The 23,857-nt window shown below is 43.0% G+C and carries 14 protein-coding genes; all 14 read right to left on the bottom strand.

Annotated features, from left to right (window positions below):
* Positions 1-539: 539 nt before the first annotated feature.
* The gene (locus D8S85_RS17165) at positions 540-1,646 is read right to left on the bottom strand and encodes a TlpA disulfide reductase family protein (RefSeq protein WP_106481526.1); all 1,107 of its coding nucleotides are present in this window, start codon (positions 1,644-1,646) and stop codon (positions 540-542) included.
* A 107-nt stretch (positions 1,647-1,753) separates the two neighbouring features.
* Positions 1,754-2,836, bottom strand: coding sequence for a TlpA disulfide reductase family protein (locus D8S85_RS17160; protein ID WP_106481525.1), 1,083 nt, complete (start codon positions 2,834-2,836; stop codon positions 1,754-1,756).
* Between the two features lie 129 nt (positions 2,837-2,965).
* The gene (locus D8S85_RS17155; protein ID WP_106481524.1) at positions 2,966-4,624 is read right to left on the bottom strand and encodes a DUF4998 domain-containing protein; all 1,659 of its coding nucleotides are present in this window, start codon (positions 4,622-4,624) and stop codon (positions 2,966-2,968) included.
* 19 nt (positions 4,625-4,643) lie between these two features.
* Entirely contained in the window at positions 4,644-6,014 is a 1,371-nt protein-coding gene (locus tag D8S85_RS17150) for a DUF4959 domain-containing protein (protein ID WP_106481523.1), read from the bottom strand.
* A 36-nt stretch (positions 6,015-6,050) separates the two neighbouring features.
* Positions 6,051-8,000, bottom strand: coding sequence for a RagB/SusD family nutrient uptake outer membrane protein (locus tag D8S85_RS17145; protein ID WP_106481522.1), 1,950 nt, complete (start codon positions 7,998-8,000; stop codon positions 6,051-6,053).
* A gap of 17 nt (positions 8,001-8,017) precedes the next feature.
* Positions 8,018-11,506, bottom strand: coding sequence for a TonB-dependent receptor (locus D8S85_RS17140; protein WP_106481521.1), 3,489 nt, complete (start codon positions 11,504-11,506; stop codon positions 8,018-8,020).
* Positions 11,507-11,571: 65 nt separating this feature from the next.
* Positions 11,572-12,732 (bottom strand): FecR family protein, encoded by a 1,161-nt coding sequence (locus D8S85_RS17135; RefSeq protein ID WP_106481520.1) that lies wholly within the window; start codon positions 12,730-12,732, stop codon positions 11,572-11,574.
* A gap of 14 nt (positions 12,733-12,746) precedes the next feature.
* On the bottom strand, positions 12,747-13,331 hold the full coding sequence (locus D8S85_RS17130; RefSeq protein ID WP_106481519.1) for an RNA polymerase sigma factor: 585 nt from the start codon (positions 13,329-13,331) through the stop codon (positions 12,747-12,749).
* Positions 13,332-13,631: 300 nt separating this feature from the next.
* Complete coding sequence (locus D8S85_RS17125; protein WP_106481518.1) at positions 13,632-14,252, bottom strand: cytidylate kinase-like family protein; 621 nt, start codon at positions 14,250-14,252, stop codon at positions 13,632-13,634.
* 79 nt (positions 14,253-14,331) lie between these two features.
* The gene (locus tag D8S85_RS17120) at positions 14,332-15,681 is read right to left on the bottom strand and encodes an MATE family efflux transporter (protein ID WP_106481517.1); all 1,350 of its coding nucleotides are present in this window, start codon (positions 15,679-15,681) and stop codon (positions 14,332-14,334) included.
* Positions 15,674-17,530, bottom strand: coding sequence for a (E)-4-hydroxy-3-methylbut-2-enyl-diphosphate synthase (gene ispG / locus D8S85_RS17115; protein WP_106481516.1), 1,857 nt, complete (start codon positions 17,528-17,530; stop codon positions 15,674-15,676). Before ispG ends, D8S85_RS17120 begins: the two co-directional genes overlap by 8 nt.
* Positions 17,531-17,587: 57 nt before the next feature.
* Positions 17,588-19,492, bottom strand: a complete 1,905-nt coding sequence (locus D8S85_RS17110) for an AMP-dependent synthetase/ligase (RefSeq protein WP_106481515.1) — start codon at positions 19,490-19,492, stop codon at positions 17,588-17,590.
* A gap of 193 nt (positions 19,493-19,685) precedes the next feature.
* Positions 19,686-21,062, bottom strand: coding sequence for an MFS transporter (locus D8S85_RS17105; RefSeq protein ID WP_106625149.1), 1,377 nt, complete (start codon positions 21,060-21,062; stop codon positions 19,686-19,688).
* Between the two features lie 319 nt (positions 21,063-21,381).
* Positions 21,382-23,730 carry a S9 family peptidase gene (locus D8S85_RS17100; protein WP_106481514.1) on the bottom strand — a complete coding sequence of 783 codons (2,349 nt, stop codon included), beginning with the start codon at positions 23,728-23,730 and terminating at the stop codon, positions 21,382-21,384.
* Positions 23,731-23,857 lie beyond the last annotated feature (127 nt).

The raw sequence follows: 23,857 nt of genomic DNA, 5'->3' as shown, positions 1-23,857 counted from the left end.
CAAGTTTTTTCCGCCAACAATTACAAAAGCGTGACGAGCAGGACGTTAGGCGGGAAACTTTTTTTTTCAAAACAGGATCATGCAGGCAAGAGTGCTATGGGGAAATAACTTCAAACTACACGCTGAAGAGAACCACACAAGAACTTGAAAAGAATTAGAAAAGATAACCGGGGGGAAAATATCCGGTATTATGTCCGCTTTGTACTCCAAATGAGAATAAATACATGATCACATCCGGATCACTACCGTGTAAAACGCTATTAGAACGCTATTAGAACGCTATTAGAACGCTATTAGAACGCTATTAGAACCCTATTAAAACGCTATATAGAATAGCGTTCTATTAGGGATTTATAAGCATACTAAAAACTTTATATTCGGAAGTGATCCACTAGTGATTATAATTTGTAACACTATTGTCTTAACACAAGTCTAATAAAAGAATAACTCCTGATATTGAACACCCATTAAAATTAAAGAGGGAGACTACGCCATTAGACGTAACTCCCCCCTTAGCACGCACCTAAAAAAGCTCTCTATCACTTCTTTCTTTTCTTCTTCGTCAACTCTGCCACTTTCGCACGAAGATCGGAAAACGAGAGATCACGGGCAATGATACGATTCTCGGCATCCAGCAGAACATACGCAGGAATATCCTTAACCAAGTAAAGACGAGTGATTTCGGAATTCATTCCCTTGAGATCGGAACCATTCGTCCAAATCATTCCGTCAAGCCCAATAGCTTGTTTCCACATGGCATGGTTATCGTCAAGGGAAACACTAATGACCTCAACCCCTTTGGGGCGGTATTGCAGATAAAATTTAACCAGTTCCGAGTTGTCTTGACGGGAACTTCCTTGTCGTGCAGCCCAAAAATGTAGCACTTTCCACTTGGCAGGTAGGCCATGAAGGGTAAACGTGTTGCCATCCGGTTTCATTAAAGTAAAATTCGGGGCAACTTCTCCCTCCACCAATTTACCGTAACGATTCAACATTGCCGCAATAGCCTTACCGGGGACAGAAGCACGAGCCGACGGACCCAATAATTCGTATTTGGCACGAAGTGTGGCCTCATCGTCAATAAGCATGTTCAAGGCTATGATATAAGCCGATATATAATGATCTGCATTCGCTTTAATCAATTCTTGTGTTTTAAGTTCCGATTGTTTATAGGCATTGTCAAGACGGACTTGCAGACGTTCAACTTCCGCTGCATTACCACGACCTTCCAATGCTTTATACTCCAACTCGGCACGGTTTTTCTCAATGGCATAATCGTGACCGATGCGCTCAAATTCTTTCCAGAGTTTCACCGCCGGCCCTTCTCCCTCGATTGCTGCACCTTGGGCTGTAATAGAAATCTGATAATTTATATTCTCTAACAACAAGGGGACCTGTCCTTCTACCCCGGCAAAAGTCAAGTTCACGGCACGCACTCCCCCCGGAACAGTCCCGCTGAACATGAACTTATCTCCTTCAACAGCCGTTGATGCTAACGTGTCCGCACTTCCGAAGTCAGCTGCCACCAAAAATGCCTTAGAGATCGATATACCTCGAATTTTCCCGGAAATCGTGTATCCATTCTGAGCTAAACAAGTCCCGCCCAATAACATTCCGGATAACAATAATAATATTACTTTTTTCATACACAAATTATTTTGTGCTCCCGGTAAACGAGGAGCGTTCTACTATTTTCTCAATTATTCCGCAACTCTCCTACCCGGTTTTAATAACTATCCATATTTCCACGCCACTAATTTTTCAATAACTCTGCAATTTTTTTCTCCAGTTGCTTTCCCCGAAGATCTTTGGCTATGATTCGATTATTTTCATCTAATAAGATCGTGTGTGGAATTCCTCGCACGAAATACAACCTTGCAATACGAGATTCCATGTCGATCATATTCAGCCACTCCATTTTCTCTTCTTTCATAGCTTTGGTCCATTCTTCCACTTTCTTGTCAAGCGACACACCAATAATTTCCAACCCCAACTCGTGATATTTTTTATAGATTTTACTTACGTTCGGCATCTCCTGACGACAGGGGCCACACCATGAGGCCCAAAAATCCACTAGTTTCACTTTTGCCTTCACTCCGTGGAGGGTAATCGTTTCACCTGCCGCAGTGACACCTTGAAAATCGGGTCCGACAGAACCCGGCTCAATCTGTTTGAGAGCCATCAACTGCCGAGCAATTAACTGTCCGTAAAAGTTTGCCTGAACATTTCCTCCCAGCATATCATAGAGAGTCTTCAGAGAAACATAATCCATTTGTTGCATTCCTGAAGCAATCATGAAAGCTGAAACAAAGGAATCCTTGTATTTCTTGAACAGATCTAATTGCTTTGCTTCTGCATCCGTGGCAATCTTCGCAAATTGTTGTTGCAACGCCTGCAATTTCATCTGGTTTTGCTGGGCATAAGCAGCACGTCCCTCCTGTTCCATCTTCATTTTTTCTTTTAGCACATGTCGATTAATGACCTCAAATTCGTTCCAGATTTTTTGTGACTCACCGCCACCCAACACCTCAATCCCAGATTCTCCTGCCACCAAGGTGTATTCCAGATTTTCCAACATAACCGTCGCTATCGGTTGCTGTTCCTCTGTCAATATATAAGCGGGCATCACTCCCTCCACACTACCAGAGAACTCGAAGTTTCCATCTATCATTGTTGTTTCTCCCAGTTTTACAGCCCCTTCCGAACTACTACCCACCAACACAAGATTTCCTCCTAACGAGCCTCCTAATCGTCCCGTGATTTTAAATCCCTCTTGTGCCAAAATCGCCGGACTCAATCCCAATATTATCAAAAATGCAATTACTATCTGTTTCATTAATGTCATTTTTTATTTTTAATCCCATGCTCCTTTTACCCGGTTATCTATACCGAACTGTCTATCAAGTATTATTGTAAAAATTTAAGTTTATAGAACCCGTCGGGTTCTATAAACTTAATTCACCAACTAATAAGGCATGCAACTACCTAGACGCAAATTGCACAACGCAGAATTGCTGACCGTACCTACCTGCTGGTTACCCATTGACAAGCGCACATAACGTACTGCCTCCTGTTTGCTTTCAGGAATATTAATATAAGTTACCTCACCGGGAGCATTACCTATCGTAATCGCCCCATCCTCATTGGTAGCCAATTTCCATATATAACCATCATTAGAGAATTCTATCTTTATAGACGACAACAAATAATCCTGGTCTCCTTCGTCGTTACGCGTATATTGCATGACTTTAAAACCATGCACGACTTGTTCACTCTTCATATCGAAAGTAACCTCGATTACCGAAGCTCCTAACGTTTGGCCCGGTTCGAAATACGTGTTGGCATCATCATCAAGCAACCATGCCGCTCCCTTTGCCTTGTACCCATTGTAAACCGTATCGGAACAAGTTACTACCCATCCCTCCGTGTTAAGCGGGGTAACAGAAGGAGCGTTATCCAGATTCGATGCTCCCATTTCGGTTAAAGAAAAATTACGCTTCAATTTTCCCAACATTTGATAAAATGCAATATAATCCATATAAAACATGTTATCCATCCCGAAATAATGTTTATTATAGCGCTCTACCGTAAATCCCTCTCGAGTATCCATCAAAAATTGTAATGTAGTTAACCCCACATATTCATCCGTAGTACTCGCATGAGAGGTCGCGTACGTTCCTGCCATATAACGATTTTTACCAAGGATGACCTTTTTAAGATTCGGGAAATACATCAAATCCTGAAACACGGGCATGTTATAGTCTAACTCAAGCGTCTCGATCCGATCAACTTCATTTTCCCAATTCGTTCCGTAATTTTTTAGCATCAATTGAGAGAATGCCGTTGACCATACTCTTTCATTCAAATCCAAGACCTCATCTGTAAACTTGATTTCGTCTATACAACCGGCAAGTAATCCCCGTCGTTTTATCGTGAGCGCTTGACTAAAGTCAATGCCCACGCCTTCTTCCTCCGGCAACAAGAACATATAATCACGACAAATCGGAACAATTCCCGTCCAACTTCTCATGCCAAGCGAATCGTCCATGTGATCTTTTATATCCCATTCTTGCACATTCCCTCTCGTATCTCGATAAGTTAGGATAAGTTCCTTCAAATTTTCATTGCTTTCATCCAGGCAAACAGCCAACTTATCTCCTAATTTATAAAAATTTATAATTCCACGAGTAAAGGATCGTAAATCCTCGTGACTTTCAGAGTAAGGGCGACCGTACTTTTCTTCCACTAACGACTCCGTACTATCGGCAGAAAGACTACTAACTCTTACCGTGTAAACAACGTCTTTCAGATTTTCAATATAAATCGTGTCCATCAAACCGGCATTATTTTCGTTTGCCTGCCGATCAATATAACGCACGAACGGTTCGCTGTCCTCTTCCGATTGCCAAGAGATTTTCACTCTTTTAATAGTTGCATCAAGATTATTTTTCCAACTTACCCGTAACCGTTCCCATCCCGGCTGCACCTCTACGTTTGAACATTTTCCAACGTAACGGATCATGCCATCACCAGCGTATTCATCATATGTATCTTCGAGGTCCTCACAGCCTATCACAAAAAGCGCCGCAAACAACCATGCAATATAATATAATTTTCTTTCCATAATTTTATTGATTCTTCGTTTACTCTGCTTTTACACATACTTCCAATTCATCAAACGTAACATACTCCAAGGGATTTTCTTCCTGTCCACTCCAACGCAAACTATCGTATGTATCCTCTACTACAAAAATCAAATAACGGTAAGCCGTACCCGTATAATTACATAACAAATTCAGGACAATCGGATCTGCAGCATTAAACACATCATCCGTAACATCTTGGTATTCCACATCTCCACGCCCATACGCACAATCCGAATAGGCACACCAAGATTCACGGAAACCTGTTTCGAAAGTAGGTGTGTCCTTAAATTTACACAAAATTGCACAAGAGGACAAATCAACATTTCGAGGATTAGGGTCATTTGTTCCATAAACATTTACCTTACTAGGCAACCTCGATGTATAATAACCACTCCACACTTCACTCGGGAAAGGATGTGCTGAAACTCGATAAGGATAATAACCGTTAAATTTTAAAAACGCATAAAGATTTATAGCTGCCGGAATTTGAGGTGAACGTAAATCCACAATAAAGCGTTCATTAAAAGCCTGAGGTCCGGCCACAAAAGTTGAGTATTTGTATCGCTCTCCATTCATGATATTTTTACGACGATCATCCCCTTTCTTTTTACCGTCAAAAAGATATTTTTTGCCAAATTCATACGTCTCGTCTTCTAAAATATTTCCCGTAAAATCAAAATCAAAATCGGTAGAAGACAAGGTTGTCATCCTTAAACGCGGAATCTTCTCATACACTTGCAGCTTCACACGATGCCCCGCATAATCATCCGTCCGCACCACCACGTCAACGAGGTCCATCGACTGTTGCATCTCAAAATTAAGCGTATCTCCCCCCTCTGAGATAGGATAACTTCCCATCAATATAGAATCCTGTTCATGTGTTAAAGGATTGGTCCCCACGTAAAACACATGGATCATACCACTCACAATTTCCGGAGAAAAGTAGGTAACGTTGAAACCTCCCCAAAAAGGATTTACCGTCAAATTATCGAAAAGGGCCACGGTTGCAGCAGCTTTCGTACTAAATGTCTTTTCTATCATTCCCGACTCCTTCAAGTTACTATTAAAGAAAGAAATCTGTACCGGAACATCTGCACGCGCTTCCGTGAATCCACTTAACAATAGTGTATCACTAAGATACGAACCGTCCTTATATAGCTGTTCTCCAAAAGCATCCGTGTAACGTACGCGCACGCCGAAAATATCCTCATTATCAGGCAATTTATATCGCATTACAGCTCCACCCGGCACCGCATCGAAACTAAGAGCCGTGAATTCGACAGGCACGTCGAATCCCTCATTGTCATCGTCTTTACAAGCCGACAAACAACCTAGCAGGAATATCCATAAAAATATGCTGTATTTCATAAATCATATTATTTAATTATTAACTGTCATTTGTTTTTACCATCCCGGATTTTGCACGCAACCGGAGGTTATTGCTTCTTCACTCCGAATTGGCCAGAAATAATCACGCGGAGCCACGAAAGTATTACCTGAATAAACAATTACAGGTCCTTTACCATTATTATAAAAAGTTTCTGCCCGATTACCGGCCACATTCCATCCATACAATTTTTCATTCAACTCGATATTAGCGGTTTTCCAACGACGTAAATTCCAAAAGCGCATACCTTCGAAGGCAAATTCAACATTCCATTCCTGTTGAATGATCTCCCGTAATCCATTTTGTTCAGTAACCTTACTTTTGTCTTTCGCATTTTTCCAAGATACCTCCACATCAGGAATTCCAGCCCGCTTACGTATTACATTGAGGTTTTTATATACTTTTGCATTATTGCCGCCATACTCATTCCAAGCTTCTGCAGCGATCAAATACATCTCTGCCAAACGAATCACCGGATAAGGAGCTGTACCCATACCTTTTAAACCACTCGAATACGTGTAAAGCTCCACTTTGGAACAACTCCACTTCTTCACCCAATATCCGGTCAAATTCTGAGGTATCGTTGAAGTAATTCTTTTAGCTTGTAATCCGAAGTTTTCTCCTTGATAGGCGACCACTTCTTGAAGACTAGATGTGGTACGTCCCAATCGCCAATAGGTACGATCGCTCGCGATACTCGCATAAAAACGAGGTTCACGACGACGATGTAAATTCGGGATTGTCTTCCCCAACATCACCACATCAGTATATTTCGGATCGGTTTCCTCTCCCAGATTGTAAGGATTACCACTCCCGATCCAAGCCGGATCCTGGCTGATAGGTAAACCGTTCTCCGTGTAGAACATTTCGACCATCTTCATGCTCGGGCTTAAACAGGTTCCAGGCAAGTTCTTGTTCGGATCATTTTTCACGCTAGGTATATAATATTGCCATGACATGTCATAATCATACGGAGCAGTTTTTATCATCAACAAAGCCTCATCGCTAGTGTAATTGAATGTTTGCACAGAAGCCTCTATATTAGCCATGTGAGTTTGTAGGGGTGTAACTGCCGTCTGATTATCCACTAATTTTTTCCCACTTTCTTTACAAAGTTCTATAACAACCTCAGCAGCCTCAGCGGCAAGCCGCCATTTTTCCTTGTCCACTGTAGTACTAAAGAGTGGTTCTCCATTTTTATTTACAAAATTCGTATAATCAGGATTTCCATTAAAAAGTGGGGATGCTTGATAAGCCAACGCTCTGGCTTTAAGAGCCAATGCAGCCTCTTTGTTGAAATAGCAACGACGTTCTGTACTTTTATCATTGAATATAGGAAGCACTTCAGCCGCTTCATCACACAAACGTACAATCGCCTTAAAACAAGTATCCACGTGACTCCGCGGCACCTTCATCTCTTCAACCGGAACATTCCGATCTATATTTTCAGGTACTAAAATGATGGGACCGTAATGACGAACCAACTCAAAATAGTAATACGCTTTCACTGCTTTAACCTCAGCTTTCCATTCACGTTTCTCTATCTCTTCCATGTTATACACTTGGTCTATTTTATCAATAAATATATTACATGTCGCGATAGCCGTATAAAAATCGGACCTTGCCGGAGTCCCTTCATAACTACCTTTTCTCAACCAAATATCTCCATAAGGATTCAACACATTTTGTAAGCCGGCACCAATGGCAAGTCCGTCAATATATCCCAAATTACGTGCATAATCATCGCCCACGACCTCGTCAGCTCCCGTAAAAGCAATATTTGTTGAAAAACCAAATGGTTCCTGCAAAAACACATAACAACTCCGAAGCCATGTTTCAGCTTCATCCCGAGTTTCAAAATCTGTATCAATCGTCGTTAAGTCTTCTTCCGGCACAACATCCAGCCAATTATCACAAGCGGAGAGCAGAAAGAATGATATTATAAAAAAGAATAATAAACGTTTCATTTTATATTGATTTTAAATTAGAAACTGACATTTATTCCTATTGCGTAGGTTTTCTGTATCGGATAGTTAAACCCGTATTCGCCTAATTCTACGTCCCATAATTTGAAATTAGTAATCATAAAAGGATTATTAGCTCGTGTAAAGAATTTCACGTTTTGCATTCGCAATTTCTGGCATAGGGTACGTGGCAAATTGTAAGCCAATTCCAGTGACGTACACCGTAAAAAAGTACATTCTTGCATGAAATAGGTAGACTTACGAACCTCTGTATTGTTTTGATTATACCAATCCTCTTGAGGGTTATTAACCGTAATACTCTGAGTAGAAAGACGCGGCCAGAAAGGATGGTTATCTGTAGTATTTTCAGTCCAGTGGCTATCATAAATAGCTTTCAACATAGCATGATTACCAACAAATGGAGACAAAGCGTCCGGTCGAGTAAAGAAACCGCGTTGACCTGATCCTTGGAATGCAAAATTAAATTCCCAATTTTTGTAGTTGATAAAACCACTGAACCCGTACACGAAACGCGGTGTTGTCGGGAAACCAATATGCACGGCATCCTCGATATCGATCACTCCATCTCCATTCACATCACGATAGCGAATATCTCCGGGCATAGACGTTGTTTTGGCCTGAGGAGAATTATCTATTTCGGCCTGATCGCGGAAAAGACCTTCGGCTATATAACCCACCTCTTGTGAAAGTTCATGACCTGTTTTCCATTGCCAACGAGGTTTATCAAAAGCTTCCTCCAATTCCTTATAAATAGCCTTGCTGTAAGTAAACGTTCCATTAAAGATTACCCAAAAATCTTTGGAAAAAGCATGTTGAACCTTAGCCGACAAATCAACTCCCCGGGAGCGAACTTTACCCATGTTATCCAATGGAGCCACTTCAACCCCCATATTGGCGGGGAGCACGGTACGACTTTCAATAATATTGTGACGAATCTCTTGATAAAAATCAGCGTTGATCTCCAAAATGTCTTTAAACAAACGGGTTTCCAAACCAAGGTTAATTTGTTCCGAAACTTCCCATTTCACGTCCGGGTCCCCATAATTTTTCACCTCCTTACGATGGAAAGGATCATCAATTCCTGCATCAGGATACACGAATGATTTAAAACCTGTCGTTACAATCTCCGGCATATATACAAAACGAGGATCTTTAATGATACCGTCGTTACCAACCTTTCCCCATGATGCTCTCAATTTCAAGAAAGAGATCCGGCTAGAAATGTTCTGCATAAAATTCTCTTTGGAGATTAACCAAGCTCCACCCACGGCAGGAAAGAATCCCATACGATTATTTTTCGTGAAACGTTCCGAACCGTTGTAACCAAAACTAGCTTCTACAAAATAGCGATCCAAGAATCCATAACTACCCCGCATGGAGAAACTTAAGTTACGTTGTTCAAAACTGTTAAACAACTCTCTACTCGGAGCAGAATTAGCTTGTTGAGCTTGAAATACTGCTGTCAATGAAGTCTGATGGAGAGTTGCATCCGCTCCCCCCCAAGCTGCCGTATGAAGCAATCGTCCTTCATATACCCATTGTGTCGTGGATGAAGCTGCCGTTCCTCCCGACATGGGTTGCTGTAATGTTCGACGGCCGCTTTTCACCAAAGTCAACGTATGTTCACCCGTTTCAAAATCATAACCACCATTTTCCGTGTTTAACCAATAATAGAAAGGCTGGGTCGAAAAAGCATTCATATCATATCCCGTTTTCGAAAGCGACACGGAAGCTCGAAGTTCCAAACCTTTCACCAAAGAAGATAAATTATGAATATACTCGGCACGAGTTGTCACGGAATAACGCCCTCTTTCTTTATAGCCGGCCTGCAAGCTTGCATAAGGATTTTTTACTCCGGAATCAGGTCCCCCGGGAATATTTCCAAAACGCAAATGAGGCCAACCATATTGCTTATCTCCCGGATAAGTCGGTGCGAAATCTACCGGAGATGCATTAAAAGCCAAGGCATAAGCTTCCGATGTTTCTGCCAAAGGGCCATGGTATTTATCTATAGAAAAAGACGTGTTGACTAATAAACGAATAGCACTATTCAGATCCACATTCAAATTAATACGCGAGGAAAGAGTGGAATTCTTAATATTAACATCAAACTGGTTTAACCTGTCCGTTTTCAACATACCTTGATCATTCGTGTAATTCACGGATGCATAATATTGCATCAATTCCGAACCTCCGCGAACATTCACTCCCACGCGGTGGTTTACAGAGTAATCTTTAAACAAAATATCATACCAGTCATTCGCAGGGTACACGTAGGAGGGATACCTCGGGTCACCGGTGCGCTCAATTTTTGTCAAGGAATAAGCAGGAGTAGCATTCGGATTACGCGTCAACAAGGCTTCATTATACATGCGCATATAAGTTTTCGGATCTACCACCTCGATCTCTTTCGTTGGCATAGAAGCCACCGCTTCGTAACGCACAGAGGTGTACACGCTTCCCGCCTCACCTTTTTTTGTGGTCACCAAAATAACTCCATTCGCCCCCCGGGCTCCATACATCGCCGTAGCGGAAGCATCCTTCAACACGGAGAAACTTTCAATATCCTCTGGAACCATACGAGCCAAGTCCAAACGGGAAGATTCTACCCCGTCGATCAAAATCAACGGTTCGGACGCTCCATTAGAAGAACTGATACCTCGGATGTAAAACTTTGTATTCATCTCTTCTTCTGTCAACGCACCAGGAGCACCTCCCGTTTGCCAACCAATAATACCGGCAATTTTTCCGGTCAAACTTGTGGTCAAGTCACTACTGGATGATTTCAAGTCCATCGGACGAATCGTGGTTATAGCCGAAACAACGCTCTCCTTTTTCTGCGTACCGAATGCAACGACCTGTACCTCATCCAATTTTTGCTGATCCGGGGTCAATCGTACATTGACTTTTGTTCGTCCTTTCAATTCTACGATCTCTGTCTTATAACCAATAAAAGACACCCGCAAAATATCGGTAGGCCGCACGTTAATCCGATATTGTCCCTCAATATTGGTAACAACCCCCTGAGAGGTTCCTTGGATAAGCACCGTGGCTCCCGGAACAGAATTTCCGTTTTCATCCACGACTTTACCGGAAATCTCTATCAACTTCACATCGGGTTGTTTTTTCAAAGAAATCACCACATTCTTTCCCACAATCTCAAAACTGAAACGGGTATCCTCCAAACACTTCGTAAGAATCTGTTGCAAAGTGGCGTTTTTAAAAGTTTCAGAAATCTTTTTACTTTCCCCTTTCACGCTTTCGCTGTTGTACGTGAACTTGTAATCACTTTTTCCCCCGAAATAATCAAAAACCTCTACCAACGAGGCATTTTTAAAATTTACGGTAAATTTTGGAACCTCTTGTGCCATGACAATTCCGATATTGCCAATAACAAGCAAAGATAACAAACCCAGGAATCGCTTAAAAAACCCGGCATTTCTAAAAATACACTCTCTGAAAGTGTAACAAATCGGTTTTTTCTTCATAAATTTGCTTTTAATTATTACAATTAATGAGTAAGAAATAGGTAAAGGGAGTGAAGGCTCTTTGCCTATTTTTCTTTTATAATGATTATATCACCAATTCTCGTGTACCGGAAATCACCTGTTCCCGCCAATATCTGTAGCACACTATCCACATCAGGATACCTTTCCACCATCGTCGTATATGGAATATTTTCCAATGCGGCACTCTCAAAACGACATTTACACTCGTACCAGTCTTCTAACACCGTAGCAATCTCCCGTAAGGAGGTTTCCCGAAAGGCGAACATATTGTTCATCCAACTTGTATAATATCTTGTATCAACCTCCTGAACTCGGATTTTCTCCGTTCCAGCAACCCAAGCCTGTTGTCCCGCACGCAACTCCACACTATCCTTTATCCCGTGTTTCATTCGCACACGCCCTTCCACCAAGGTTGTAACACATGAGTTTTCTCGGGCATTCACGTTAAAACTTGTTCCTAACACACTGATTTCCGAAGAGATCGTTTTCACGATAAAAGGATGAGAACGATCCTTTGTCACATCAAAATAAGCTTCTCCTTTCAAGTACACCACCCGCTGATTTTCCACAAATGTATTCGGGTAACGCAATTCACTTCCGGCATTCAACCACACAAGACTGCCATCATACAATACAATTTTTATATTTCCCTGTTTCGAAGTTGTCAACACGTTATACTCTACTTCCTGTGTCGGAATAACTTGCGGGTCTGATTCATTTTCGATCGGTTTCAATGTTTCTTTATTTCTCTCCTTTAAAGACTCTTGCTTTACTGAATCCTCCAAGTAAACCACCTTTCCCGATGTTGTCACTAACGTTGCAAAAGACTCCGTTTTTCCTTTTGAAACAGAAGAAAGTAGCACTTGTCTTACCGGCTCATTTTTCTCCTCTTCCATAAAAAAAACAAATACCATGCCTACCATCAATACGGCTGCGACACCCGCAACATACTTCATCAAATGTACACGTTTCTTTTTCCGAATTTGGGCATTCACGTTTTCAAAAGGTATACTTGTATCCACATTACACATATCCGTTACCCCCTCGTAAAGATGATTCGCATCCCGAAGTTCCATGAATAATTTCCGGTTCCTCGGCTCCAAACACCACGCCTCCAATAACTCATCCTCGCTTTTTGAGGTTTCGCCTCGAAGAAATTTGTAAATCAAATCACTAATTTCTATATCCTTTCGCATTCTTTTCATGAATATACTTTTTATCAATTACAAAAACATGCTACAAACAACGATACCAATACCAAAAGGCATTGTTTATAATCCGACAAATGGATCTTTAAATCTTTATATGCCTGTTTTTTATGTGTCTTTATCGTATTAATACTCAAAGATAATTCCTCCGATATCTCGTCATAGCTATATCCTTTCATGCGCAACAGCATAATCTCCCGCTTCACATCCGACAACTTATTGATCTCTTCCAGTATTCTGGCTTTTAGCTCATGCTCAATAACCAAATGATCGATCGAAACGTCATCCACGAAAACATCTTCCAACTCTTTCATGTTTCGTTCCACCCGATGATCCCGGATATAGTTCAACGTTTTATTCTTCAAACAACTATACAAATAAGATTTAAACGATATTAAATCCGGGAAACGATACGCTTTTTCCCACATATAAAGGAAAGCTTCTTGTGTAATATCCGCACTAACCACCTCATCCCGGAGTAACTTTAGCGTGAACGCGTAAGCCCGGGGATAGAACATATTAAAAATAGCCTTGAAAATTTGAGCATCTTTCAAATCTATTTCTGAGGTTTCTATTTGAATTTTTTCTACAACCATTATCCAATCATTAGTGCCATTTTTCCCCTTAAAGCACAAAAATGAGGCATAAGGGGTGAGGCAAATGCGACTTTTTTTAAAATATGATCATTTTTTTACATTCACCGCTCTATGCCTCTGCAAAGATCACCGCAATGATTACAGAAGAAACGAATATTAAGGTAAATATAGAGACTGATTTAACTTGTATGCCCACAGATCAAATTACCGGTTTTGGTAATGCAAAAAAAGTACCGGAACTCTTCTAAGAATTTATGATTTATGATTGACCTTTTTCAATCATAAATCATAAATCGTAAATCACTTGTCTTTCAATGCTTCTTCCACGAACTTCTGGATGAAATCCACCGTTTTGTGTACTCCCAATAGACCCGAATCCACAGACAAGTGGTAAGATGATGCCACGCCCCACTCTTTGTCCGAGTAGAAATTATAATAATTCGGACGGGTTTTATCCATCTTACGAATCAACTCCCGAGCTTCCTGCTCCGATATATGCTGACGATTCATCACGGTCTTCACACGTTCTTCCATACCCGCATGAACAAATACATTGATGCAACGTTTATTGTCACGCAAGATGTAATCGGCACAACGCCCCACGATCACGCAGGAATGTTCGCCTGCCACCTTACGAATCACGTCCGACTGGATCTGAAAAAGCTTATCATTAGAAAGAAAATCATTGTACTGGAAAGGTCCGAAGGTAAATCCGGCAGCAAAAGCCTGTAACAAATTTCCGGAATTCTTTTCATCTGCTTTCTCGAAAAACTCCTGACACAAACCGCTTTCTTTCGAAGCGAGAGCAATCAATTCCTTGTCATAGAATGCAATCCCGAAACGTTTTGCCAATTCATGTCCGATTTCTTTACCACAACTTCCAAACTGGCGACCTATTGTAATCACAAATTTATTATCCATATTTTGATCTTTTAAACCTATTCTCCTACAAAGCTATCGATTTTTTTCGAACCTGTAGCCCGCTACGATATAAATTTCTTCACACTTTCAGATGTTTCAGTTGCCATCTCAACATACAGGCGGCCACGACCGTTGCGATGGCATCCGCAACCGGCATACTCATCCAAACCCCAATCGTACCCCAAATGGAAGGGAATATCAATAACGATGGGATCAGGAATAGCAATTGCCGAGTCAACGATAAAAAGATTGCCTTCTTCGCCATCCCGATGGATTGGAAGAAACTGGACGTTACCATCTGGAAACCGACAACCGGGAAGAAGATCAACACGATTCGCAAACCTTCCACCGCTATATCTGTTAATGTTTCATCCGATGTGAAAAGATAAATCAATGACCGGGGAAAGATCTGCCCCGCCAGGAAACCGATAGTAGTAACCGTCACCCCGCAAAAAATGGTATATTTCAATACCTGAATCAAACGATCAAACAGCCGGGCTCCGAAATTATACCCCGCGATGGGTTGCATACCCTGGTTAAAGCCCATCACAATCATGATAAACAAAAAGATGATCCGGTTCACAATACCGTACGCCCCGATAGCCAAATCGCCTCCATACGTTTTCAAACTCTTATTAATCAAGATCACGACAAAACAGGCGCACAAATTCATCAAAAACGGTGATAACCCGATAGCCAGCATTCCCGTCACGATTTGACGTTTCAGTCCGAATATTCCTTTCTGGAAATGCAGAAAACTCTTTTCTCTGGAAAAGTGGTGTAACTCAAATCCCAAAGCGATAATCTGTGCCGCAATGGTTGCCAACGCCGCTCCCCGGATTCCCCAACCAAATCCCATGATAAACAAGGCATCCAATCCGCAGTTCACGATGACAGCCGTCAACGTTGCCGCCATGGCTTTTTGCGGATACCCCGAAGCTCTCAGTACTTCGTTCAATCCCATGTATATGTGCGTGATAAGATTCCCCGCCAAAATCACCTGCATATATTCCCTTGCATAAGGTAATGTATCCGGGCTCGCCCCGAAAAAGAGCAGTATCGGATCAAGAAACAGTAATGCCACGGTCATAAATATCAACCCGATGATCCCGTTCAACATGACCACGTTCCCCAAAACGTGAACAGCTCCATCCTTATCTTTTTGTCCCAGTTTGATCGCCACCAACGTCGAGGCACCCACTCCCACCAATGACCCGAAAGCCGCCGCCAGATTCATAAACGGGAATGTAATCGCCAACCCCGCAATGGCCAATGGTCCTACTCCATGGCCGATAAATATACTATCCACCATGTTGTAAAGTGAAGATGCCGTCATGGCAATAATTGCCGGGATAGCGTATCGCATCAATAATTTCCCGATCTTCTCTGTACCTAAAACTAAAGGTGCGGTATCTCTTGTATTATTCATTCCAATCTCCGTTCTCTTTTATTAATTGTTTCAACGCCTCAATGGCTTCTTCCTCCGGTACAGCCACACGTACCATTTCTTTCCCCCGGAACAGATTCACTTTCCCGTTTCCGGCACCCACGTAACCATAATCCGCATCCCCCATTTCACCGGGTCCGTTCACGATACAACCCATCACGGCAATCTTCAAACGGCTTAGATGAGCAAACGTCTTCTTCACTCTCGCCACGGACTCCTGCAAATTATATAATGTCCGCCCACATCCGGGACAACTGATAAATTCCGTTTTATATCGACGCACTCCTGCCGATTGCAATATATCCTGGCTCAAATGTACCCCGTAGAACCTATCCGGGATGTCGGGACATGACAACCACAAACCATAAACCAACCTGTCAAGAAATAAACCTCCCAAATGAGCAGCCATCCACAAACTCAACCTGTTGACATCCGGTTCATTCAGCACGGCTCGTACAATTACCCGATTCATTATCCCCAAACGTTCCAACTCTCCCAAGTACAAACGGAACAAGGTACAGGAGGGAACATCAGGATTCAACACCACGATCGCATTTTTCTCCTGTTCCAACTTTCTAGCAAGATCAGCATCTATCATTTCTCCATCATGTATCTCCACGAGAATACAGTCTCCCTCCACGGTTTTCGATAGACGAACGAAATCTTTGGCATCCATCAAGGCAACCGCCTTACGGTTATACACGTGGGCAATATCCAAGCTATCAAAAGGAACCACCACGGTCACCGAATCCGGTAATTTCGTCAACTCCGGTCCCAAGGCTTCAGTATAGATCATCTCCGGAGCCCGCATTCCTCCTTGCAGCATATCACCATACACGGGATCATTCTCCGTCGCCACGTGAAAATCCAACCCGGCCATTACTGCCTCGTCAAGACATTCCACCTTAGATATATCCGCAACAATCACGGGATGAGAACAATGCCCTTCCAAGTGCCTCGGTTCAGCCTTCACATCCTGCAAACAACAGATCTCATTTAAAAGATTTGCCACGGGAATCTCCTGTTCCGGCTCTTCCGTCAAGGACACCCGGATCGTATCGCCTAATCCCTCGTTCAATAACGTACCGATACCCACGGCCGACCGGACTCTTCCGTCCTCTCCTTCCCCGGCTTCCGTCACACCCAGGTGCAACGGGTAATTCATTCCCTCTTTCTCCATTTCTTTCACAAGCAAACGTACCGCCTCAACCATCACCCGACAATCACTCGATTTCAAGGAAATCACGACATCATCAAATTTCTCATCCCGGCACACCCGCAGGTATTCCATGGTTGCCTCCACCATCCCGGCAGGTGTATTCCCGTAACGACTCATAATCCGGTCAGACAAGGAACCATGATTTGTACCTATCCGTACCGCCGTCCCGTATTCTCGGCACACGTCCAGAAATGCCGTGAACTTTTCACGCAAACGCTCTAACTCCGCGGCATATTCCTCGTCCGTGTAAGTCAGAGTCTTAAAAGTAGCCCGTTTATCCACGAAATTTCCCGGATTGATACGCACCTTCTCCACATGTTTGGCAGCCTCAATCGCCGCCTCCGGGTTAAAATGAATATCCGCAGAAAGCGGGGTCGTGTAACCTCTCCGACGTAACTCCGCGTGAATGTTTTCCAGATTCTTGGCTTCCTTCACCCCGGGAGCCGTAATCCTCACCAACTTTCCTCCCGCCTCGATAATCCGTATAGCTTGTTCCACGCAAGCCTCCGTGTTCATCGTATCGGTATTTAACATGGATTGTACCAAGACCGGGTACTCCGACCCAATATATATTTCTCCAACCTTAACCTGCTTTGTAGATCGACGCTTCATAATAATTGAAAATTGAAAATTGAAAATTGAAAATGACGACACTTCCAGACTTCCAATTTAGGACATTAATTGCTTTAAATTCTGAATATTACGTTTATTCGTAATCTCTTTCCCTTCCGGGGTGTAAAGATAATCGATTTCTTCTTTAAATCGGTCATAAACTTTAGCTCTTACCACTTTCATGGTCGAATTTATCATGCCGTTCTGTTCACTCAACACCTCCGGCAACACGGCCACGACTGCAGGCAACCACCTTTCTGGAAATAAATGAGCGTGTTTCCCTCCTACCCGGTAGGCCATCAGCTCACCCTGGATCTTTTTCAACATTACCCGGTAAGCATCCATGGAGTCCGGTTCAATATTCTGTTTCTCCATATACTCCCGCAAGGCCATCTTATTCGGGACAATCAACCCGACCGTGTACGGGGATTGATTATTATACAATATACAGGAATCTATATATTTCGATTGTTCGGCAATAGTTTCCTCGATCCCTTCCGGGCTGTATTTCTCCCCGTCATTCGCGATCAACAAGGACTTGAAACGTCCCAACACGTACAACCAGCCATCAGGATGCAGATATCCCAAATCACCGGTATGCAGCCAACCGTCCACGATCGTCTCGGCCGTACTTTTCTCGTTTCGCCAGTAACCGGCCATCACGTTTCCTCCTCTTATCCACAACTCTCCTTTTTGTCCTTGAGGTAATTCCCGCCCCTCCTCGTCACAAACTTTCAAATCCATCGGTTTTACCAATATCCCCGAAGAGCCGAAACGATAACGAGCGGGCGTGTTAGAACTGATTACGGGAGAAGCCTCCGATAATCCATATCCCTGAAACATCGGAATGCCTAGAGCCGCGTAATATCGCTGCAATTCAATATCCAGCAAAGCACCTCCGCCCACGAAGAAACGAAGATTCCCGCCAAACACCTGTTTCCGAAGTTTCGAGAACAAGAGGGTATCCCATAACTTCACCAAAGGCTTCAGTAACACCTTCCATCCCCTTCCACGATCATCCCCGAAACCATTATACGAATAAGCCATCTTCAATCCCAATTGATAAAATTTATCCGTAAAGCGTCCTTTCGCTTTGATTCCCGCCTCTATATTCTTTCGGAAATTCTTCGCCAAGGCTGGAACGCTCAATAATATATGAGGTTTCACCTCCTGTAAATTCACCGGGATATTACGCAAATACTCCATTCCCGATTGCCCGTAATCGACAGAAGCCAACGAGGCCCCGTTATACATGAAGGAGTAAAGCCCCACCGTGTGGGCAAAACTATGATCCCATGGCAAAAACAACAATATCCGGTAATATGCCGGGATTTGTATCAAGGAATCTGATTGCAATACGTTCGTCACGTAATTCCGGTGGGACAACATGATCCCTTTGGGCTCTGCCGTCGTCCCCGAAGTATAAGAAATGTTTACCAGGTCATCCTCCGTCACGGCATGAATTCGAGCATTTAACAACTTCTCATGTTCTCCCCGCCAACTTTCCCCTTCTCGTTGCAACTGCTCAAATGACACGTATTTCCCTTCATTTATATCTGAATGTAGTACGATAATCTTTTCCACCCCTCCCATGCGCCCTTCAATTCCTCGAACACGACTCAAAAAGTTTGCAGACACGATCAAAAAACGAGCTTGAGAATGTTCCACCCGAAAAACGATCTCGTTATCCGTCAACTTAATAGATAGCGGCACGTTCACGCCTCCGGCATATAGCATTCCTAACTCTGAATATACCCAATCATTACATCCTTCACTTAACAATGCAACCCGATCACCCCTGTTCATCCCCAGTTGACATAATGCACTCGCGAAGTTCAAAACCTCTCGCTTTACCTCTATATATGATGTAGCCGCAAACCTCCCCTTTTTCTTTTCCCATAAATACGGGTTATTCGGAAACTTTTCGCAACTTCTTTCAAATAAATCTATAATCGTCCTCATATTTTTTTATCGTTCCCACAAAACTAACAAAGAATTTGAAATTTTTTACAAAACCGAAAGCTACGACAAGAGCATTAATCCTTGAATATTCCTCATTACGAACAAGATAATTATTGCGTAATTTGTGTAGCACTTTTTTATGTTACACAAATTACGCAATAACTTTTAAGAATAACAAGAGGTTTAATAATATTTACGCCTTCTTCGCATCCAACCGACGTACCACTTTCCCGTAAATAATCAAAGCCACGGCTGATACCAAAGCGATTGCCGCAAAGTAATACCAAATATAATGCGCGTGTGCTGAAGCAGCCATCCAATCGGCCTCGTTACTAAATAACTCGCGAGCCGGACAATATTTACTCAACAAGAATCCGGACAAACCAAACCCGAAAATGGATGACAGGAAGGAGTGTAGATGACTAAAACCCAAATACATTCCCTCTTCTCCCTTCGGCGCTTGTAAAGAGAAATATTCCAAGAAACGAGGAGAGATAAACACTTCAGCCAATCCCTGGAACACGATACCCACGATCATCATGAAGGCTACCGGATGCAATCCAAGAATTTCACCTCCGCCCAACATATTCCCGGAGGCCATACACAAAGCCGAAATCGGCATAATGAACATACCGCAGGTCATAGAGAACAAGGCGGACTTTTTACGCATCAGCGAAGTTATCAAATTCACGGTCAACACAACCACCAACGGATTCACGTTAGCGTACCAACCAATGGCACTGGACTCTCCCGCCAAACGAGTCACGTATTTCGGCATCGTGGCATACAATTGATGTTGCACCATCCAAAATCCGGTAATAATCAAGATCAAAACAATCAGCCGTCCGTTGGTACAAACTTTCACCAACGCCGTCCATATCTGCCCGAAAGTTTTTCCTTCCCCGGCGTGTTTATCACTCTTGTAAAACAAATAAATCGCGATCAGCGCAAGGAAAGTCATTCCCGCGGAGAAATAATTCAACACGATCATTCCCTCGTGTCCCATGGCATCACGCAACGGGGTTACAAGCACTTTCCCGGAGAAAGCACCGATATTCACCATCCCGTAAAAAATAGCAAATCCCCTCGCCCGACTTTTCTCGTCCGTCTCTTTGGCCACCGTACCGGAGATCACACTCTTAATAAATGATCCCCCCACGATAATCAGAATCATGATCGGGATAATCCCGTAACGATAACCACTTTCCTGCAATCCCGTGAACTTCGTCACGTAACCATACTCAACCAATCCCGTCGAGGCCAGAAAATTCGGGAATAATCCCAATCCCAGATAACCTAACGACAACAAGGAAAACGCCAATAACATCGACTTACGAAAACCGATCTTGTCGGCAAGCGCACCCGAAAATGTCGGCAATAAATACAAACAAGCGGAAAAAACTCCCGCGATAGTGGCCGCTTGAATATCCGTGAATCCCAAAACGTTACTCAAATATAACGTGATCACGACAAATACCCCATAATAAGCGGCACGCTCTAACAATTCTACCGTGTTGGCAACCCAAAACGCTTTACTAAACTTTACTTTCTCTTTCTTTTTTGTTGTCACACTCATACTATTAATTTATTACTTACACTTTTACACACGCTGACAAAAATAATATTTTTTAGGTACTTATATACCAGTTTACAACGAAATATAAAGTAAACTTTTCCCGGGTAATACACGTTTATCTTCCGTGGCATATTCGATGTTCTTAGGGATTAAAGACGTATCATTTTCGAATCAAAGACGTATCAAAGACGTTCGTGAACGTCCCTGATACGTCTCCGTGGCGAAATGAATTGGCGCTTGTTTTGGAAGTTAATCCCTTATCCATTGGATTACGAATGGTGAATATACCTTCTTGCATGCAGGAGTTAACATCTCACAACCGCATATAAGCATCAATCTCCCGGAATTGATCGGACGAATAATCCCCCAGCAAATGTTTCGCGAAATGAAACCACATCTTCCGTTGATAGAAAGCCTGTTGTATGCCCATAAACCCGTGAGATTGCCCCGGTAAAATCACCAAGTCAAAATTCTTTCCCGCTTTCAACAAAGCATCAGCCATGCGCAAGGTATTCGCCGGATGCACGTTATTATCCACATCACCCGTAACCAGCATCAAATACCCTTTCAAATTCTTTGCCAGTTCAATATTTGTCGGGATTCTCGTTTCAAACTTTATCTTCTCCACGGAAATCGTGGTATCTTTACCCGTAACGGAATCTTTCACGGTTTTCTTCTCGAAAGATTTAATCTCCTGAACCCCGTGATGAGTCTCTCCCCACCACTGGTTATAAATATTATTGTCATGATTTCCCGCCGACGAAACAGCCGCCGTGTAGAAATCGGGATAAGTACACAAAGCCGCGGTAGACATGAAGCCGCCACCGGAATGCCCGAAAATACCCACCTTGGATTTATCGATAAAAGAAAAACGATCAGCCAACTGTTCGATACCACATTTATCATCTGCCAACGGGTAATCCCGCAAATTATTATACCCGAACGTGTGATACCATTTATCCCGCATCGGACTTCCTCCCCGGTGCCCGAAAGTAACCACCACGAAACCGACTTGTGCCAGCCCGACATTATAAGCTGCCGTCACGGAAAACTCCAACGGGATTGCCTCGGTTTGCGGTCCGGGGTAAACATATGAAATAATCGGATAATGCCGGCTTGAATCGAAATCAAAAGGTTTCCACATAAAGCCGTACAAATCCGTGTGCCCGTCGGCAGCCTTCACCGTGAAAGGCTCCGGCATCTTCCACCCCGTCTCGTAAAGCCGGGTCAGATCGGGTGATGCCAGTTCCATGATCACCTTCCCCTTGTTGTCCCGCAACACGCTCCGTGGCTCCAAATCTGCCCGGGAATAATTATCCACGAAATAACGTCCCGACTTCGAGAAATAAGCCTCATGAGTGGCCTGTTCGGGAGTCAGCATCTCCACCTGACCATTCCCGTCGATCCGGGCTTTGTTCACCCGGGCATAGTAGGGACATGCCCCCTTCTTTTGCCCGTAAGCCCCGAAATAAATGGTGCGTCCCACGGTGTCTATTTTTATCATCTTTCCGGCTGTCCAGTCCCCCGAGGTAATTGCATTCTTCAGATTCCCTTCGCCATCGTAATGATAGAAATGTCCGTGTCCCGTTCTCTCCGACCACCAAATAATATCTTCCCCTTCGTTCAACAAAGAAAGATGGAAGAAATCATTATTGAAATAAGGTTTGCTGACCTCGTTAATCAACACCTTTACATCCCCCGTTTTCAAATCTACCTTACAAAAATCGATCTCGTCACAAGTTCTCTTTTTACGCAAGAAATAAAGACTGTTGACCTTTTTCCCGGGAGTAAACAACCTCAATGTCTGGTCCGGCCATTTCTCAACCGGCACTTTGATCAATTTCTTATCGGCCGTGTCCACCAGGAACAACTCCTCGTGTTGCACCTCCTGATCTCCGGCCATCACGTATTCGTACTCGTTCAACGTCGGACGAGAACTCAGATTATTAACGACATAAAGTGTTTTGATTTTCCTCCGGTCCGAGCGGCGCACGTAAAAACGTTCCGAATTCTCGAACCAAGTCACCCGGGCAGATACCCGTTGGCTCGTTGTATCCGTATCATCATAAGTATAAGAGTATTTTAACGCTCCATCCGTCGTGATCTGGGTTTCCACGGAATCTTTCACGGAAAGCATGTAGAGGTTATGACTTTTCGCGTAAACGATATAAGTACTATCCGGAGAATACGTCCCTACCAGCCCGTTCGATTTCCTGGGAGTTTTACTCGGTTTCTTCCGGGCAGAATCGATTTTCACCAGACGATTCGTATAAATATTATACTCGAAACGGAATGTATCCACCTCAAACTTCAATGTTTTCTCGTCTTCCTTGAAAGTCAATGCATGCACGGGTAATTCCTTGTAATTCACCGGTCCGTGGGTGTACTTGCTGATCTCGGCTGTCATGAACTCGCGATCGAATAATTCCCGATGTACTTTGGCCTTCGGGTCGACGAAATAATAACGGGTACCATCGCCCGTTTTATAACTATACCAAAACTTATCACTTTCTTTCAAAAAGTGAGGACTTACTTTCGTGGACCCCACGAGTTTCTCCGCGTTGCCACGCATAAAACGTTCGGCTTCCTTATAATTGGCTTTCTGCGCGAACCCGGCCAACACGAAGAAGCAGGGCACAAACCATAAAAAACATTTGATCATTATTTATTCCTTTAAATTTGTTTTATTGGTATTTAGAAAGGCGAAATTAGTCATATCCCCCCAAAGATTACGTTTCTATCAAAATCTTAATAAATATTTAACAGATTCAGATTATTTAAAGTAATCA

The organism is Butyricimonas faecalis (assembly GCF_003991565.1).
In the GTDB taxonomy this organism is placed as follows: Bacteria; Bacteroidota; Bacteroidia; order Bacteroidales; family Marinifilaceae; genus Butyricimonas; species Butyricimonas faecalis.
Note: the sequence above shows the minus strand (reverse complement) of the source record. Positions and strands in the feature narration are given on the sequence as shown.